This is a genomic window from Stenotrophomonas sp. STEN035, from assembly GCF_056759935.1.
The window spans coordinates 14,617-31,786 of sequence record NZ_JBRRDY010000032.1 but is presented as its reverse complement, the minus strand read 5'-3'; the positions used below and the strand labels follow the sequence as shown (position 1 = coordinate 31,786).

Genomic DNA, 17,170 nt, shown 5'->3' with positions numbered 1-17,170 from the left:
CACTCCCCTTCGGGGAGCGAGCTACTTTTCTTTGCTTGTGCAAAGAAACGTGGCCCAAAGAAAGCACACCCTGCCTCCGCGCCCACGCCGCTGCGCGACGCGGGTTCACTCCGCTGGCAGGATTTTTCGACGATACATCCTTGTATCGTCGAAAAACGACGCACATCCATGTGCGCCGCCCCGTTCGGGGTCTTGTCTGCCAGCTCCGTCGCTGCGGAAGGGGCCCGGTAAGTCAAAAGCTGAAGAGCGAAAGCCGAAGCAAAAGCAAAAGCAAAAGCAAAAGCAAAAGCAAAAGCCGGAGCAACGGCGCCCTCACCCCAACCCCTCTCCCGCACGCGGGAGAGGGGCTAGTGCACTAGCAGCCGACGCATTGCTAGCCCCTCTCCCGCGTGCGGGAGAGGGGTTGGGGTGAGGGCGCTTTTATGCTTTTCTCTTTCCACATAGCGCAGCAACTGCGCTGCGCCGGCAGCTGCAATCAGAGCGTCCGGCTGATGGTGAAGCTGCCGAATACCGGCGTCTCTTTCTGTCCGTCGAATTCGCGGGTGCGGTGGTAGCGGGCCAACGCGAACTTCCACTTGCCGCGCATCACTGCCACGCCATAGCCGATGTCACCGACAAACGGGCGCTTGTCCACGCTGTGGCTGTTGCGGAAGGTGTTGCCATCCAGGGTGATGTCGCGCACTACCCAACGCGCATCGCTGGTGACAAACAGATGGCTTGACCAGCCTTCACTGCGACCACGACGAGTGGGTGCAGTGTTCTCGCCGGCGGGTCGCATCGGCGAGCTGCCAAAGTCATCAGGCAGTTTCCAGCCGAAACGCACTTCGCCACCAACATTGGCGTACGTCGCAAGGTTGCCGATGGCACCACCCCAGTGGCTGACCGCGTCCCAGCCCCAGCCTGCATCATTGCCTTCTGCAGGCCATCGCTGCATGCGCTCATGCAACAACTTGAACACCGGTTCGTCGTGCAACTGGTTGTCCCAGCCCATGAACTTTTCGTCGCCCAATACGCTGTGTACCGCGTCCTGCACCTGCTTGCCTTGCGCAGATGGACCAATCATTCCCAGCGCCAACTGAGTGGTGCGCAGGTGATTGCCGTTTCGCGCGTTGTAGCCGAAGTTGACCATCAACACCGCCGCATACGGGCGGTCATCTTTGATCAGATCGCTGCGGGCGCTGTCGGTCGGCGTATACAAGCCCTGGCCGAAACTGAAAATCATGTTCTGTTGCTGGAATTCTCCTGGATGCAGTCGCTCCAGGTGACGATTCATCCAGCGCGCAAGACGCGGTAGACAGGGGTCGTCGGTGTAATCCTGAAGATTCGGCGAGACCAGGGTGAACATCGCGCCATTGGTATAGCCTTGATCCTGCTGGGCACCGCCCAGCAAGTCATTATCGACGCGGAAATTGATCGCTGGTGGGTGATCGCTCAGCGCGCTTTGTGCGCACTGTCCAGCTGCCAGCGCAGGTGTGCTGACAAATCCACCTGCCATCAGCAGCAGCAATCCAACACCGGATTTCATTTGCAACTCTCAACGCCAGCAGAAGTGACACGCAGCTTAGTAGTCTGCTGTTGAGCGGCATATCGCTACCGAGCGGACAGATTGTTGTGAGTGTGGCGATGGATTTTTTCATGCGAGTGCGCACACGGTGCAATCGCAAGAGTGCTGTCAGGTGCAGTAGGGGGCTTGCAACCGATGTAGGTCAGTTGCAGGTCATCCCTATTCATTAATGTGATTTTCGTGAAATTGGTAATTGATCCTGCATGACACGCACTCGCAGATAGGAAAGCCGCTACCGACCGCTGCGGTGCCGCTGGCCGTGGCCACCGCCGTCGATGGCTCAGACGAAGCGTTCGAACCAAGTGCCGGCGTGCAGCAGCTGGCCACTGGCGGAACCTTGGTACTGCGCCGCATGGCACGCCTGTTGCCCGGTGCCAGCAACCAGGCCACGGTGGTGGCGGAACTGGAAACCGGGATGCTGTTGTTCCCCACGGGTGGCGCCGACGGCAGCATGTTCAACGTCGAGGACGAAATGGGTAACAAGGGCTGGGCGCCGGCAGCGGCGGTGGAAACCGCACAGTAGGTCAGTGGGCGAAGGTCGCAGGAGCTCCCTGTGGCCCTCTTTGAGACGGTTCTGGGCGGTTGTCTGCGCCTGTAAGGAGATCCCTCTCACAAAAACGTCATGCATCCTGAGGCCCGTCTGGGTTAGGATTCCGGCGGACCGGACCGTGCTCGTCTGCTAGGTAACATCAGGGACAGAGTCTTACCGCAAGGTCTCAAAGCCAAAGGAACGCACCTCGTAAGGTGCAGGTTAAATGGGGAAGTATTAGATGCGTAACGTTTTTTCGCCGCTCACTGCAGCGGTCATTACTCTGGGCATCGCTGCGGCTGTCAGCAGCCAGCCGGCCCAGGCAGCATTCAAGGCCAAGGGCACCCAGGCACAGGAACAGCGTCAGCAAGCTGCTGCGCAGATTCCAACCTGCCAGCGTCCGATCGGCACCTTGTCGGTGATCGAACCGGAAGATTCCACCAACTGGTGGACTGGCCAGCAGTTGCCGGCGCCTTCGCGTCTGATCAAGGCTTTCGTCAACCGTTCGCGTTGTTTCACCCTGGTGGACCGTGGTGCTGGTATGGCTGCGGGCCAGTTCGAGCGTGAGCTGGCGGCCAGTGGCGATCTGCGTGGTCGTTCCAACGTCGGCAAGGGCCAGATCAAGGCCGCTGACTACGTGATGATTCCGGATCTGGTCTCGCAGAACAGCAATGCCGGTGGCAATGCCATTGGTGGCCTGCTGGGCGGCCTGATCGGTGGCCGAGCGGGTGCGATCGTTGGCGGTTTGAATTTCACCAGCAAGACCGCTGACGTGGTGTTGACCGTGACCGACGTGCGTTCGTCGGAGCAGGTCGCAATCTCCGAAGGTTCGGCGCGCAAGAGCGATATGGGCTTTGGTGCCGGTGGTGGCCTGTTCGGCGGCAGCGGCCTGGGCGCGGCTGGCGTTGGCGGCTATGCCAATACCGAAATCGGCCAGGTGATCACCATGGCCTACCTGCAGGCCTATACCGACATCATCGCCCAGCTGGGTGGCTTGCCGGATAACGCTTCTGCCGCAAATGCGCAGCAGGCGGTGACGGTGACCCGTGCGGGTCGTCTGCTGGCCAACGCCCGTGGTACCGGCGCGCCGGTACGCACCCTGGAAGCCGGGATGATGCTGTACCCGACCGGCACCAAGGAAGGCGTGATGTGGGAAGTCGAGGATGAGCTGGGCAACCGCGGTTGGGTGTCGTCCACCTTGCTGCAGCTGTCCAAGTAAGCCGGGTTACCCCGCAGAAAGGCCGCGCAAGCGGCCTTTCTGGTTTCTGCCGGACCTGTAGTGCCGAGCCATGCTCGGCAAGGCGCTGGCTGGCAGACACAAGCGGCGTCAGCCGCGAAGCTGACCACCTGCATCAATGGCAATGCCCGCAACCTGAACATCCACGAGCTTCACGGCTGATGCCGCGCCTACAGCGAGCGTTGCTGGTAAAGCCCCTGCCGAGCATGGCTCGGCACTACAGGGGGCTTTGTTCATGGAAGGCTGTAAATCGGCTGTGGCCTTGGGTTTGTGGGCGTTCGCCCCGATAATGGCGGCATGGAAATCAAGTCCGACAACCCTGAACACGGCTTCCAGTTCCCCGGTACCTTTGAGCTCAGCGCCATGGGCGCAGCCAATATCGGTCTGGAAGCTGAACTGCCCAAGTTGCTGCAAAGCGCCGGTATCGAGGTACTGGAAGAGCGCATCAGCTGGAAAGAATCCTCCAACGGCAAGTACGTTTCGGTGCGCATCGCCTTCAAGGCGGAGAGCCGCGAGCAGTACGACGCCGCCCACGCGGTGATGCGTGACCATCCGGAAGTGAAGTGGACGCTGTAACCACCTGCGCTGCTGAAGTGCCGAGTACACCGACGGGTAAAGCGCCGCGTCCGGCGTTGCTGCGGGACCTGGGCCGACAGGGCTATGAACCTGTCTGGCACGCCATGCAGCAGTTCACAGATAGCCGTGACGACACCACCAGCGATGAGCTGTGGGTAGTCGAGCATGACCCAGTATTCACCCTGGGCCAGGCCGGCAAGCCCGAGCACGTGCTGGCGGCCGGCGATATCCCGGTACTGCATGTGGATCGCGGCGGCCAGGTGACCTATCACGGGCCGGGCCAGATCGTGGTCTACCCGCTGCTGGACCTGCGCCGGCTCGGTATTGGTGTGCGCGATTACGTGTGCCGGATCGAGCAGGCCATCATCGATACGCTGGATGAATGGAACATCGGTGCGGAACGCATGGATGGCGCGCCCGGTGTCTATGTTGGCGGGGCCAAGATCGCCGCGCTTGGCATCCGCGTGCGCCGCGGCTGCAGTTTCCATGGGCTGGCGTTCAATGTGTCGCTGGACCTGGAACCCTTCCACCGCATCAACCCCTGCGGTTACGCCGGGATGCAGGTGACCTCGGTGCTAGACTTGGGCGGTCCTTCGGGCATCGAAGCGGTCAAGTCGGTGCTGCTGTCCCATCTGGCCCAGCAGTTCGGCCTGGCCTTGCAGCCGACGCCCGAACTGCCCGATCTGACTACGCGGCTCTGAGACCGCTGATAACGCCATGACTGAAACCACCACGCGCTCCATCCCCCTGCAGGTCGTGCAGGGCGACATCCCGTCCGCGCCGTTGCAGGCCGGTGTCAAACAGCTTGGCGGCGACAAGATCAACCGCTCGCCGGTGCAGTTCGCCGACGCGCCGGTGCTGCGCAAGCCTTCCTGGATCCGCGTGCGCATTCCTTCGGGCAATGCCGTGGCCAACCTCAAGGCCAAGCTGCGTGAGAACCGTCTGGTGACGGTGTGCGAGGAAGCCAGCTGCCCGAACATCCACGAATGCTTCGGCCATGGCACCGCTACCTTCATGATCCTGGGTGAGGTCTGTACCCGTCGCTGCTCGTTCTGCGATGTGGCCCACGGCCGGCCCAAGCCGCCGGATGCCAACGAGCCGGCCAGCCTTGGCCAGACCGTGGCCGACATGGGCCTGAAGTACGTGGTGGTGACCAGCGTCGACCGCGATGACCTGCGTGACGGCGGTGCCCAGCACTTCGTCGACTGCATCACCGCCATCCGCGAAAAGTCGCCCAAGACCCGCATCGAAGTGCTGACCCCGGACTTCCGTGGCAAGGGCCGCATGGAGCGCGCGCTGGAAATCCTCGCGCAGAACCCGCCGGACGTGTTCAACCACAACATCGAAACCGTGCCGGACCTGTACCGCAACGTACGCCCGGGCGCGGACTACCAGTGGTCGCTGACCCTGTTGAAGAACTTCAAGGCACAGCATCCGAACGTGCCGACCAAGTCCGGCATCATGCTCGGCCTGGGTGAAACCTTCGAGCAGGTGCAGGCCACCCTGCGTGACCTGCGCGCGCACGACGTGGAAATGGTGACCATCGGCCAGTACCTGCAGCCGACCGCCCATCACCACCCGGTGCTGCGTTACTGGACGCCGGAGGAGTACAAGGCGTTCGAGGATTACGGCTACGAACTGGGCTTCACCCACGTTGCCTCCGGCCCGATGGTGCGTTCGTCCTACCACGCCGACCAGCAGGCGGCCGGCGCCGGCGTCGCTGTCTGAACCAGACCCCAGCATCCTGCTGCGGCCCACTGCCGCAGCCGGGATCGCGTCAAATCCAGCACCGTGACTGCAGCGATTCACAAACTGCTACGGACCGGCAGCTACTCTGCAGCTGAGCAAGGTGACAAGTGCCGAAACTTTCGGCACTGTCGGCATGTCGTACTTGCCCGCAGTCTCCCCACAACATTCGGTGCCACGAGTACTTTGATGAACTACCGAGTTCCCGTTTTCCTGCTGGCCCTCGCGCTGACCGCTCCCGCCGCCTTGCTGGCGCGCGCCGATACGGCCTTGCCCTCGGCAGCGACCATCGACCAGGCCACCACCTCCAAGCTGGTCTACGGCTTGTTGTCGGACAGCCGTTACGCCTACCGCCCGCGCCAGCTGGATGCGGCGACCTCACAGGACGTGTTCAAGCGTTACCTGGAGTCCTTGGACAGCGGCAAGCAGTTCTTCACCAAGGAGGACGTGGATCGCTTCGCGCCGTTGGCAGCTCGAACCGGCGACGCCATTCGTTCCGGTGAGCTGGACCCGGCCTATCAGGTGTTCGCGGTGTACCGCCAGCGGGTAGGCGAGCGCGTGGCCTATGCCCGCCGCCTGCTGCGCCAGGAACCGGATTTCACCATTGAAGAACGCTTCAACTACGACCGCAAGGACGTGCCGTGGGCGACCAACGCCGAGCTGGACGAGCTGTGGCGCAAGTCGGTCAAGAACGACTGGCTGCGGCTGAAGCTTGCCGGCAAGCCGGCCGCTGACATCCGCAAGACCCTGGACAAGCGTTACGACACCCTGCTCAAGACCATCAATGAGCTCAAGGGCGATGACGTGTTCTCGTTCTACATGAACGCCTACACCAGCGCCGTCGACCCGCATACCGATTACTTCACCCCGCGTACGGCCGAGAACTTCAACCAGGCCATGTCGTTGTCGCTGGAAGGCATTGGTGCCCAGCTGCAGCGCCAGGACGACATGGTGGTGATCCGCGAAGTGGTGCCGGGTGGTCCGGTGGCGATGGACGGCACGCTCAAGGCCGGTGACCGCATCGTTGGCGTTGGCCAGGGCCGTTCCGGCCCGATCGAAGACGTGATCGGCTGGCGCATCGATGATGTGGTCGGCAAGATCCGCGGCGCCAAGGACACCCAGGTACGCCTGGAGTACATCCCGGCCGCCGAAGGTGTGGACGGCAAGCACCGCATGTTGACCCTGACCCGGCAGAAGATCCGTCTGTCCGAGCAGGCCGCCAAGGGCGAGACCATGACCATTCCTGCTGCCGCTGGCCAGCAGGAGCGCCGCATCGGTGTGGTCAAGCTGCCAACCTTCTACCAGGACTTCGAAGGCCGCCGCCGCAATGCCGCTGACTACGCCTCCGCTACCCGCGACGTGGCCAAGCTGCTGGCTGGCTTCAAGGCCGACAAGCTCGACGGCGTGGTGCTGGACCTGCGCAACAACGGCGGTGGCTCGCTGGATGAAGCCATCGAACTGACCGGCCTGTTCATCGAACAGGGCCCGGTGGTGCAGGTGCGTGAATCCGGCGGCCGCGTCACCGTCAACAACGACCGCAACCCGGCGGTGGCCTGGGACGGCCCGCTGGCGGTGCTGATCAACCGCGGTTCGGCCTCGGCCTCGGAGATTTTCGCCGGTGCCATCCAGGACTACGGTCGTGGCCTGGTGATCGGTGAAACCACTTTCGGCAAGGGCACCGTGCAGAACGTGGTGCCGCTGGACCGTTGGCCGGCCAGTGAGAAGGAGCGCTTTGGCCAGGTCAAGCTGACCATTGCCCAGTTCTTCCGCGTCAGCGGCTCCAGCACCCAGCACAAGGGTGTAGTCCCGGACCTGGCCTTCCCGGCCAGCGTCGATGCCAGCGAGTTTGGTGAAAGCACCTACGACAACGCTTTGCCGTGGACCCGCATCGCCGCCGTGCCGCACACCCAGTACGGCAACTTCGCACCGATCGTGCCGCGTCTGGAAACCCTGCATGCCACCCGTATCCGCGCCGACCGCGAATTCCAGTGGTGGGAGGAAGATGTGCAGCAGTTCCGTACCGAGGCCGCCAAGAAGTACGTCTCGCTGAACGAAGCTGATCGCCGTGCCGAGCGCGACAAGCAGGAAGCACAGCGCAAGCAGCGCCAGCAGATCCGCAAGGACCTGGGCCTGCCGCTGGACCCGCTGGCCGAGGACAGCACCGATGACGGCCTGACCGGCAACGAGCGCGACATCGTCAAGGATGCAGCCCGCGAGAAGGCTGCCGAGAAGCGTCCGGACCCGCTGTTGAAGGAGTCGGCTTCGATCCTCGCCGATGCCTTGAATGTGCTTGAAAAGGACCGCCCGCTGTCGGCACAGGTATTGCCGCAGTCGACCGGTCCGGGCCGCTGGGCCGACTGAGGAAATACCGTGCTGCGCACAGCCGAGCTGAGCGCAGTGACAACAGCTTCTGCAAGCTTTAAACGCCGTCAACGTAGCCCTACGTTGGCGGCGTTATGCTGTGGGTCTATGCTGACTGTGGAGGTGCCCATGCGCCGACATCTGCTGCCTGCGCTGGCCGCCGTGAGCCTGCTGCTCACCGCCTGCGGCGGCAAGGCCGTCAACAGCACCTTGCTGCGCGAATCCTTCGATTCGGGCGATACCTATACGCGCAGCATCGATGCCGCACCGGCGCAGGCCTGCGAGGCAGCGCGGCGCGCACTGTTGGGCCAGGGCTATGCGATCACCCGTGCCGATGCCAGCAACGTGGAAGGCAACAAGAACTTCCAGCCCAAGGACGAGGTGCACGAGCAACTGGTGTTGCGGGTGTCCTGCGCCGCACAGGGTGCCGGCAAGGCGCAGGTGTTTGTCAGTGCGGTGCAGGACCGCTATGCCTTGAAGAAGTCGCCGACCTCGGCCAGCGTTGGCGTCGGTGCCCTGGGCTCGGTGTCGCTGCCGTTTGGCAGCAATGATGACTCGCTGGTGCGGGTTGCCAGCAGCACCGTGCAGGACGCGCAGTTCTACCGTAATTTCTTCGGGCGCCTGCAGTACTACGTGGAGCAGGCGGCGGCCGCTATCCCAGTGGAACAGGCACGATGACGGTTGGCTGGTGCGCTGCCCATCGGCACGTTGCCGAGCCTGCGTGGGAACACGCCGTTTGTCAGTCGAACGGTGCTGCACAAGCTGCACACCACGATTTCCCAGCACTGGTTGCAGGCCCCTCCGTGGGTCTGTCGGGCAGGACCTTTACTACCGTAGGAGGAGCTTCAGCATGCAATTGGGAATGATCGGGCTGGGTCGCATGGGCGCCAACATGGCGCAGCGCTTGCAGCGTGCGGGGATTGCAGTCACCGGTTTTGATCCGGGTGAGCAGGCGCGGGCGCAGGTGGAAGAGCACGGAATCGCCACGGTGGATGCATTGTCGGCGCTGGTGCAGGCGCTGCCGGCGCCGCGCGCGCTGTGGCTGATGGTGCCGTCCAAGGTGGTCGATGCCACCCTCGACAGCCTGCTGCCGCTGCTGTCCGCCGGTGATGTGGTGATCGATGGCGGCAACTCCTGGTACAAGCAGTCGCAGCAACGTGCTGGACGCTGCGCTGAAGCCGGGGTCGCGTTCGTGGACTGCGGCACCAGCGGTGGCGTCTGGGGGCTGCAGGAAGGTTATTGCCTGATGATCGGCGGTGCAGCCGAGGTGGTGGAGCGCTTGTCGCCGCTGTTCAAGGCGTTGGCACCGGCGGCTGACCGCGGCTGGGCCCATGTAGGTCCGGTGGGTGCCGGACACTTCAGCAAGATGGTCCATAACGGCATCGAGTACGGAATGATGCAGGCCTATGCCGAGGGCTTTGCGTTGATGGACAAGAAAGCCGAATTCGCACTGGACGTGGGCAAGGTGGCCGAGGTCTGGCGGCATGGCAGCGTGGTGCGTTCATGGCTGTTGGACCTCAGTGCCGACGCGCTGCAGAAAAACCCCGCGCTGGATGGCATCGCTCCCTACGTTGAGGACTCTGGCGAGGGCCGTTGGACTGTGGCCGAGGCCATCGAGCTGGATGTGCCGGCACCGGTGATCACCTTGTCACTGCTGGAGCGGTTGCGCTCGCGGCAGGCAAATTCGTTCAGCGACCGCATGCTGGCGGCGATGCGCAATGAGTTCGGCGGGCATGCGATCAAGCCAGCTGGTGAGGCGGGCTGAGTCTTGCTGGCAGACACGGCAGGCGCTCGCACAGGTCCTGTTAATAGGGGGTGCACGGGTACACGTATTCGTGCAATCCTTGGCCGGCAGTCAGCGATGCTGTCGTGCTGGTCACGCTGTCATCGATTGACCCCGGATCGACATTGTCGATGAACTCCGGGCCGTCGCGACACGCGCCGGTCCGTCAGCACGCAGGGGAAGCGATGGCGACACGATTGACCGACGATGACTGGAGTCGCTGGCGCCTGTTCGGGCTGGGGCTGGCAGCGTTGTTGATCATCGTGGTGCCGGCATTGACCCTGCAGCGGCTTTCCAGCGACAGCGTCCACGCTGCCAACTGGGTTGCCCATACCCAGGCAGTGGGCGCGCGCCTGTACAACCTGCAGGCGGATATCCGCGAGGTGGAGTCGGCGGCGCTGACCCTGTCCAAAGGCATCGATTCGCCGGCGCTGCAGGAGCGCCTGCACACAGCTGACCGCATCGGCATCAATCTTGGAGAACTGGCTCAGCTGGTCCGCGACAGCCCTGAGCAGCTGGTGCGTATCGGCAAGATGGAGTCGATGCTGGAGCGGCGCATGGCGCTGGCCAGGGAGATCGCCGCCAGCACCGATTCGCCCCGGCAGCGTGAGCTGATCGAGGAAATGACCTTCCAGTATCCGATCCGGCAACTGGTGCAGGAGCTGCAGCAGCATGAGGATGCGCTGTTGGTCGAGCGTGCCGCGCTGGCACAGCGCCAGCAGCAGTTGGCATCGATGGTGACCTGGACAGCGCTGGCGGTGCAGTTGTTGTTGCTGGGTCTGGTGCTATGGCTGCTGCAGCGGCAGATTGGCCGCCGCGCCGACATCGAGCGGCGCCTCAGCAAGGCCAGCGCCCGCGCCAATGCCGTGCTGCAGACGGTGCGCGAGCCCATCGTGCTGCTCGACCACAAGCTGCGTGTGGTGCTGCACAACACTGCATTCACCGAGCTGTATGGCGTTGACGATGCCGATATCAGCCTGCGCCAGCTGCAGGATATCGGTGACGGTGCATGGGAGGACCCGCTGGTGCGCCAGCGCCTGGCCGATGTACTGCTGCGCGGGCGCGAGCTGTGGGATTTCGAACACCAGCAACGCAGCGTGGATGGCATGCATCGGACCATGCTGATCAACGCCCGGCGCATGGCCTTGCCGGATGCCGAGGATGACGTGGTGTTGATGACGATCAGCGATGTCACCGTGCAGCGCGCCGTGCAGCAACACGTGGAGGAGCTCAATCACCAGCTCGAAGGCAAGGTCGAGCAGATGGCTGACGTCAACCGTGAGCTGGAAGCCTTCAGCTATTCGGTCTCGCACGATCTGCGTGCGCCACTGCGGCATGTGGCTGGCTTTTCAGACAAGTTGAAGCGGCATCTGGGCGAGGCGATCGACGGCAAGACCCAGCACTACCTTGATGTGATCAGCAGCTCGGCGCAGCTGATGGCGGCCTTGATCGATGATCTGCTGGTTTACTCGCGGCTGGGACGTGGCGCGATGCGTCTGCAGCGGGTGGACATGCAGTCGCTGGTGGCCGATACCCGCGCCTTGCTTGATTCAAATCTGAAGAACGAAGCTGGCGCGGACGGCAAGGTGCGCGAGGTGGAGTGGAAGATCGGCAGGCTGCCGGTATTGATTGGCGATGAAAACATGCTGCGCCAGGTCTGGCTGAATCTGCTCGCCAACGCGGTCAAGTACACCGCGGCGCGCGACAAGGCGGTAATCGAGGTCAGCGCCAAACAGCTGCCTGACGGCAGCCATCAGTTCAGCGTCAGCGACAACGGTGCTGGTTTCGACATGCAATACGCGAGCAAGTTGTTCGGTGTATTCCAGCGCCTGCACAAGGCTTCGGAGTATCCCGGCACCGGCATTGGTCTGGCCAGCGTACGTCGCGTACTGACCCGGCACGGCGGCCGCATCTGGGCCGATGCGCAGGTGGATCAAGGCGCTACTTTCAGTTTCGTTCTCCCCCAGGCAACCGCAACCGAAGCATCCAACAAGGACACCGTGGAATGAGCCCCCTGCGTACCATTCTGATTGCCGAAGACAGCGGAGCCGATGCCGAGATGGCGATCGACGCGTTGCGCGATGCTTCCCTGGCCAACCCCATTGTGCATGTCGAAGACGGGGTTGAGGCAATGGACTTCCTGCTCAGGCGCGGCGCGTTCGCCCAGCGCGAGGAGGGCCTGCCGGCCGTACTGCTGCTGGACATCAAGATGCCACGCATGGACGGCCTGGAGGTGCTGCGGCTGATACGCGCCGATGAGGATCTCAAGCGCCTGCCGGTGGTGATCCTGTCTTCTTCGCGCGAAGAAAGCGACCTGGCCCGTAGTTGGGATCTGGGCGTCAATGCCTACGTAGTCAAGCCTGTGGACATCGATCAGTTCTTCCAGGCGGTGCGGACGATCGGCACCTTCTGGGCGTTGATCAATCAGGCACCGGAGCACGAGTAAACACAGATGCCGAATCAGGGAGCGCCATTGGGGCCGTTGCGAATCCTGCTGGTGGAGGATTCGCCTGAAGATGCCGAGCTGGTCGTCGACCAGTTGCTCGAGGCCGGTCTGCAGATCGAGTTCGAGCGCGTCGACAACGAGCCGGCGATGCGCGACGCCTTGGCCGAGGGCGTGCCAGATGTGGTGCTTTCCGACCTGAGCATGCCGGGCTTCTCCGGCTACCAGGCGCTGCAGATCCTGCGTGAGTTGCATCCCAGGGTTCCCTTCATTTTCGTCTCCGGCACCATGGGTGAAGAGACCGCGGTGGAAGCGCTGCAGCAAGGCGCCAATGACTACATCATCAAGCACCAGCCGGCCCGACTGCCGTCGGCGGTGGCACGCCTGGTTCGCGAGACCCGCAGCGAGCGCGAGCGGCTGCGGGTTGAAGATGAGTTGATGCGCGCGCAGCGGCTGGAGAGCCTGGCGCTGCTCGCCGCTGGGCTCAGCCATGACCTGCGCAATATCCTGCAACCGCTGCTGATCATTCCGGACCTGATCCGTGACCGCAGCGACGATCCCAAGATCGTCCGCTTGGCCGATGTCATCGCCGAATGCGGACGCCGTGGTCATGAGATGGTCGAGTCGATGCTGTCGTTCGTGCGTGGCTCACGCCAGCCCAGCGAGCGGATCGTGTTGCAGCGCCTGTTCCAGGCGGTGGGCATGCTGCTCAAGAGCAGTTTGCCGCGTGATACCGAGCTGCATCTGGAAGTGTCCGACGATCGCATGGCGATCGAGGCGAACTACACCGAGCTGCAGCAGGTATTGCTGAATCTTGCACTCAATGCCATCCAGGCGATGCCCGACGGTGGCAGTTTGAGTCTGGTCGCCGAGCGGGTCGTCGGCGAAGAGGACAAGGTGCGCATCCGCGTCAGCGATGATGGCATCGGCATGGATGCAGCCACGGTACAACGCTTGTTCACCCCCTTTTTCACCACCAAGGTGGAAGGCACCGGGCTGGGTCTGGTGTCCTGCCATCGCATCGTTGAAAGCATCGGTGGGCAGATCCAGGTGCGTAGCGAGCTGGGCGAGGGCACCACCTTCGAGCTGCTGCTGCCGATGTGTGAATGCGCTGGCAGTGAAGATGTCGAGCCGCTGGAAAGAACCCGCGTCGGCCATGGTGAGCGCCTGCTGGTTGTCGATGACGAGGCCACGCGTTTGTCGCTGCTGGGCAATGCCTTGTCCAGCCAAGGTTATCGCATGCGCCTGGCCAGCGATGGGGCGGTGGCAATGCGGCATCTGCAGGAGGCGGGACTGCCGGATGTGGTGCTGGTCGACAGTGGCATTCCTTTGCTTTCGGCCGGGCAACTGCTGGCGGAGATGCAGGCAATGGGCTACCGCGGCCCGGCAATCGTGCTGGAGGATGCCAACGCGCCGGCATTCGCTGATGGCCAGGCGCCGTCGGGCATCAGCGTGCATGTACTGCCCAAGCCCTTGGAGATGCAGCGGGTGTTCCGTGCGGTAGCCGATGCGTTGGGTGTGGGCTGAAGGCAACACAAGGGGCATATGCGGGTTGGTAATGGCTGGCCTATCATGTGCGCCCCCCTCCTACGATGCGGTGCTCAAGCTCGTCCATCGTGGCGCGGGCGGGCCCGCAGGCAAACCAACTCATGACCACCGTGCTCCTCAGCCTGGGCAGCAATCTGCAACCGCAGCATTACCTGCAAGCGGCCGTTGCCGTATTGCGCGAACGTTTTGGCGCGATCAGCGTCTCCCCGGCGTACCGCACCCCGGCAGTGGGTTTCGACGGCCCGGACTTCCTCAACAACGCAGTGATGCTGGATACCGACCTGCCGTTGGGCGAGTTGGATGATTGGCTGCACGCGGTGGAAGACGCGCATGGCCGCGACCGTTCCGGCCCGCGTTTCAGCGACCGTACCCTGGATATCGACGTGGTGTATTACGGCGACCTGGTGGTTGAAGGCCCGGGTCATCTGCGCATCCCGCGCCCGGAGTTGAAGCACGCCTTCGTGCTGAAGCCGCTGGCCGACATCGCCCCGGATTTCATCGACCCGATACGCGGCCTGAGCCTGCAGCAGATGTGGCAGCAGCACCCGCAGCACGGGCAGGCGTTCGATACGGTGGAGTTGTAAGGCTGCACCCGTAGTGCAGAGCCATGCTCGGCAGGAGCGTTACCGGTAAAGCCTCTGCCGAGCATGGCTCGGCACTACGGGTGCTGCGCCCCTTTTCGCTCTTGAGCCCCTCTCCCGCATGCGGGAGAGGGGTTGGGGTGAGGGCAGCTGTTCGCTGGTAAAGCCCCTTGCCGAGCATGGCTCGGCACTACAGGTGTTGCGCCCTTTTTTGCTCTTGAGCCCCTCTCCCGCATGCGGGAGAGGGGTTGGGGTGAGGGCAGCTTTTTGCCGGTAAAGCCCCTTGCCGAGCATGGCTCGGCACTACAGGTGACGCATGTGGGGCTCAGGTCAGCAGGCGGCCGCCGTCCAGGCGCAGGGTCTGGCCGGTGATGTAGCCGGCGTCATCCAGCAGCCAACGTACCGCCGAGGCGATCTCGTGCGGGGTGCCCAGGCGGTCCAGCGGGGTGCGCTCCATCAATTTCTGCTTGGCCGCTTCGCTCTTGCCCTGTTCGGGCCAGAGGATGGCGCCGGGGGCAATGGCATTCACGCGTACGTGCGGGGCCAGTTCCAGCGCCAGCGAGCGGGTCACCATTTCCAGCGCGGCCTTGGCCGAGCTGTAGGCCGGGTGCTCGCGCAGCGGCTGGGTGGCGTGCAGGTCGGTCAGGTTGACGATGGCGCCGCGCTGCTTGATCAGGTGCGGTGCGGCAGCCTGCGCCAGAAAGAACGGTGCGCGCGTATTCACCGCGAACAATTCATCCCATTGCTCCGGCTGTACCTGCCCGAACGGGGTAGGGAAGAAGTTGGAGGCGTTGTTGACCAGCGCGTCCAGCCGGCCGAACTGGCCGACGGTCTGTTCCACCAGGTCGGGCAGGGCGGCGACGTCGCGCAGATCGGCCTCCAGCGCCAATACGCTGCCCGCGCGCTCGCTCTCCAGATCGAAGGCCAGTGACTGCAGCTCCTCGCTGGATTGGTGCGCATGCAGGGCGATGCGGTAGCCATGGGCATGCAGGTGACGGGCAATGCCGGCGCCAATGCGGCGCGCGCTGCCGGTGACCAGGGCCACCCGTTGGGATTCTGTCATCTGGGATTTCCTTACTCAGCTATCCTGTGCATTGTCCTCGCAAACCGCCGCATCATGCATTCCGACCTGCCAACCCCCGATTCAGACGCGCTTGCCCACAGCGAGCAGCTGGCCGCGCACCTGCGTGCGGACATCCTTGCCCAAGGCGGTGCGGTGCCGTTTTCACGCTTCATGGAGTTGGCACTGTATGCACCGGGTTGGGGCTACTACAGCGCCGGCGCCAGCAAGTTTGGTGCGGCCGGTGATTTCGTCACCTCGCCGGAGATCGGCTCGCTGTTTGCTGCCACCACCGCCAATGCGGTGGCGCCGGTGCTGAATCAGCTCGGCCCGCAGGCCCGCATGCTGGAACTTGGCGGCGGCAGCGGTGCATTCGCCGAGATCATGCTCAAGCGCCTGCTGGAACTGGATGCGCTGCCCGAGCGTTACGCCATCCTTGAACCCAGCGCCGACCTGCGCGAGCGTCAGCGCGAACGCCTTGAGCGCGCGCTGATTCCACCGGTGTTCGCGCTGGTGGAGTGGTTGGATCGTCCCTTCGATGACGACTGGGATGGCGTGCTGTTCGCCAACGAGGTGATCGACGCGCTGCCGACACCACGCTTCCTCGCTGATGAAGGCGAGATCTACGAAGAGACCGTGGAGCTCGACGGCGAAGGCCGCTTCGTGCGCGGTGCACAACCAGCCGACCAGCTGATGCTGGGCGCGGTACGGCACGTGGAGCGTTATCTGGAGCGCCCTTTCGCGCAAGGTTACCGTTCCGAAGTGCTGCCACAGCTGCCGTACTGGATTCAGGCGGTGGCCGGTGGCATGCAGCGTGGCGCGATGCTGTTCGTGGACTACGGTTATTCGCGCAGCGAGTTTTACCAGCACGACCGCAACGATGGCACGATGCGCGCGTTCTACCGTCACCGCGTGCACAACGACGTGTTCCTGTGGCCGGGCCTGCAGGACATCACCGCATCGGTGGATTTCACCGCACTGGCTGAAGCCGGTACCAACGCCGGTTTCGATCTGGCCGGTTACAGCAACCAGGCCAACTTCCTGCTCGGCAACGGCATCACCGATCTGCTGCTGCAGGCCGAGGAGCGCACAGATGAAGTCGGCCAGCTGCGCCTGCGCGATCAGCTCAAGCGGCTGACCTTGCCAACCGAGATGGGCGAGCGCTTCCAGGTGATGGGCTTCAGTCGCGACGTCGACATGTCGGCCGCCTTCCTGCTCGGTGACCTGACGTGGCGGCTGTAAGCACCACGCTGAAACCACTGCGTCGCACTGGATTCTGGTTGGGCCTGTGGTGTTCGGCGGTGCTGGCGGTGATCGTGGTGTGCCTGATCCCGCCACCAGAACTGAACCTGCCGCAGAACAGCGACAAGGTCGAGCATCTGTTGGCCTACTTCATCCTGTCCGCCAGTGCGGTGCAGCTGTTCGGGAGCCGCAGCGCGCTGTGTTGGGTGGCAGCAGGTTTGGTTGCGATGGGCGTCGGCATTGAATGGGCACAAGGCGCGCTGACCGCTACGCGCATGGCTGATCCAATGGACGCCCTGGCCAACGCCAGTGGTGTGCTGATCGGCATGCTGACTGTGCTGACGCCGCTGCGGGATTTACTGCTGAGGTTGCAACGGCGTTGAGCCGATAGTGCGCCGACGGGCAGTGCTGCAAGCTGCTCTGGTTGCGGCTGCAACTTAATTCTTTAGATAAATCAGCCATTTCCGCTGTTATGGCACTTACGCAGGCGGCCCTTTGGC

16 protein-coding genes are annotated in these 17,170 nt (G+C 63.4%); 14 read left to right on the top strand and 2 right to left on the bottom strand.

Annotated features, from left to right (window positions below):
• Nucleotides 1–475: 475 nt before the first annotated feature.
• A complete protein-coding gene (locus ACVOLL_RS16085; protein WP_481513800.1) occupies nucleotides 476–1,525 on the bottom strand; it encodes a lipid A deacylase LpxR family protein in 1,050 nt (349 codons plus the stop codon).
• Between the two features lie 232 nt (nucleotides 1,526–1,757).
• On the opposite strand from ACVOLL_RS16085, the gene ACVOLL_RS16080 reads away from it, so the two are divergent.
• From ACVOLL_RS16080 to folK, 12 genes are all read left to right on the top strand, one after another.
• Nucleotides 1,758–2,087: a hypothetical protein gene (locus ACVOLL_RS16080; protein ID WP_481513799.1), complete on the top strand. Its 330-nt coding sequence runs from the start codon at nucleotides 1,758–1,760 to the stop codon at nucleotides 2,085–2,087.
• Nucleotides 2,088–2,334: 247 nt separating this feature from the next.
• Nucleotides 2,335–3,312, top strand: a complete 978-nt coding sequence (locus ACVOLL_RS16075; protein WP_481513798.1) for a CsgG/HfaB family protein — start codon at nucleotides 2,335–2,337, stop codon at nucleotides 3,310–3,312.
• A 315-nt stretch (nucleotides 3,313–3,627) separates the two neighbouring features.
• Nucleotides 3,628–3,906: a DUF493 family protein gene (locus tag ACVOLL_RS16070; RefSeq protein ID WP_481513797.1), complete on the top strand. Its 279-nt coding sequence runs from the start codon at nucleotides 3,628–3,630 to the stop codon at nucleotides 3,904–3,906.
• Nucleotides 3,894–4,607 carry a lipoyl(octanoyl) transferase LipB gene (gene lipB, locus ACVOLL_RS16065; protein ID WP_481513796.1) on the top strand — a complete coding sequence of 238 codons (714 nt, stop codon included), beginning with the start codon at nucleotides 3,894–3,896 and terminating at the stop codon, nucleotides 4,605–4,607. The genes ACVOLL_RS16070 and lipB overlap by 13 nt, the downstream gene beginning before the upstream one ends.
• A 16-nt stretch (nucleotides 4,608–4,623) precedes the next feature.
• On the top strand, nucleotides 4,624–5,634 hold the full coding sequence (gene lipA, locus ACVOLL_RS16060) for a lipoyl synthase (RefSeq protein ID WP_481513795.1): 1,011 nt from the start codon (nucleotides 4,624–4,626) through the stop codon (nucleotides 5,632–5,634).
• Nucleotides 5,635–5,841: 207 nt separating this feature from the next.
• Nucleotides 5,842–8,013 (top strand): carboxy terminal-processing peptidase, encoded by a 2,172-nt coding sequence (locus ACVOLL_RS16055; protein WP_481513794.1) that lies wholly within the window; start codon nucleotides 5,842–5,844, stop codon nucleotides 8,011–8,013.
• 129 nt (nucleotides 8,014–8,142) lie between these two features.
• Nucleotides 8,143–8,691, top strand: coding sequence for a DUF2242 domain-containing protein (locus ACVOLL_RS16050; protein ID WP_481513793.1), 549 nt, complete (start codon nucleotides 8,143–8,145; stop codon nucleotides 8,689–8,691).
• A gap of 10 nt (nucleotides 8,692–8,701) precedes the next feature.
• Nucleotides 8,702–9,778 (top strand): phosphogluconate dehydrogenase (NAD(+)-dependent, decarboxylating), encoded by a 1,077-nt coding sequence (gene gnd, locus ACVOLL_RS16045; protein WP_481513792.1) that lies wholly within the window; start codon nucleotides 8,702–8,704, stop codon nucleotides 9,776–9,778.
• A gap of 203 nt (nucleotides 9,779–9,981) precedes the next feature.
• Nucleotides 9,982–11,805 (top strand): sensor histidine kinase, encoded by a 1,824-nt coding sequence (locus tag ACVOLL_RS16040; RefSeq protein WP_481513791.1) that lies wholly within the window; start codon nucleotides 9,982–9,984, stop codon nucleotides 11,803–11,805.
• Nucleotides 11,802–12,242 carry a response regulator gene (locus ACVOLL_RS16035; RefSeq protein ID WP_481508709.1) on the top strand — a complete coding sequence of 147 codons (441 nt, stop codon included), beginning with the start codon at nucleotides 11,802–11,804 and terminating at the stop codon, nucleotides 12,240–12,242. Before ACVOLL_RS16040 ends, ACVOLL_RS16035 begins: the two co-directional genes overlap by 4 nt.
• Nucleotides 12,243–12,248: 6 nt before the next feature.
• Nucleotides 12,249–13,766, top strand: a complete 1,518-nt coding sequence (locus ACVOLL_RS16030) for an ATP-binding response regulator (protein ID WP_481513790.1) — start codon at nucleotides 12,249–12,251, stop codon at nucleotides 13,764–13,766.
• A 122-nt stretch (nucleotides 13,767–13,888) separates the two neighbouring features.
• The gene (gene folK / locus ACVOLL_RS16025; protein ID WP_481513789.1) at nucleotides 13,889–14,371 is read left to right on the top strand and encodes a 2-amino-4-hydroxy-6-hydroxymethyldihydropteridine diphosphokinase; all 483 of its coding nucleotides are present in this window, start codon (nucleotides 13,889–13,891) and stop codon (nucleotides 14,369–14,371) included.
• Between the two features lie 322 nt (nucleotides 14,372–14,693).
• Here folK and ACVOLL_RS16020 read toward each other — a convergent pair whose 3' ends face one another.
• Nucleotides 14,694–15,431, bottom strand: a complete 738-nt coding sequence (locus tag ACVOLL_RS16020) for a pteridine reductase (protein ID WP_481513788.1) — start codon at nucleotides 15,429–15,431, stop codon at nucleotides 14,694–14,696.
• Between the two features lie 54 nt (nucleotides 15,432–15,485).
• Between ACVOLL_RS16020 and ACVOLL_RS16015 the strand changes: the two genes are divergently transcribed.
• Nucleotides 15,486–16,670, top strand: coding sequence for a class I SAM-dependent methyltransferase (locus ACVOLL_RS16015; RefSeq protein ID WP_481513787.1), 1,185 nt, complete (start codon nucleotides 15,486–15,488; stop codon nucleotides 16,668–16,670).
• The gene (locus ACVOLL_RS16010; protein WP_481513786.1) at nucleotides 16,658–17,053 is read left to right on the top strand and encodes a VanZ family protein; all 396 of its coding nucleotides are present in this window, start codon (nucleotides 16,658–16,660) and stop codon (nucleotides 17,051–17,053) included. Before ACVOLL_RS16015 ends, ACVOLL_RS16010 begins: the two co-directional genes overlap by 13 nt.
• The last annotated feature ends 117 nt before the right edge of the window (nucleotides 17,054–17,170 follow it).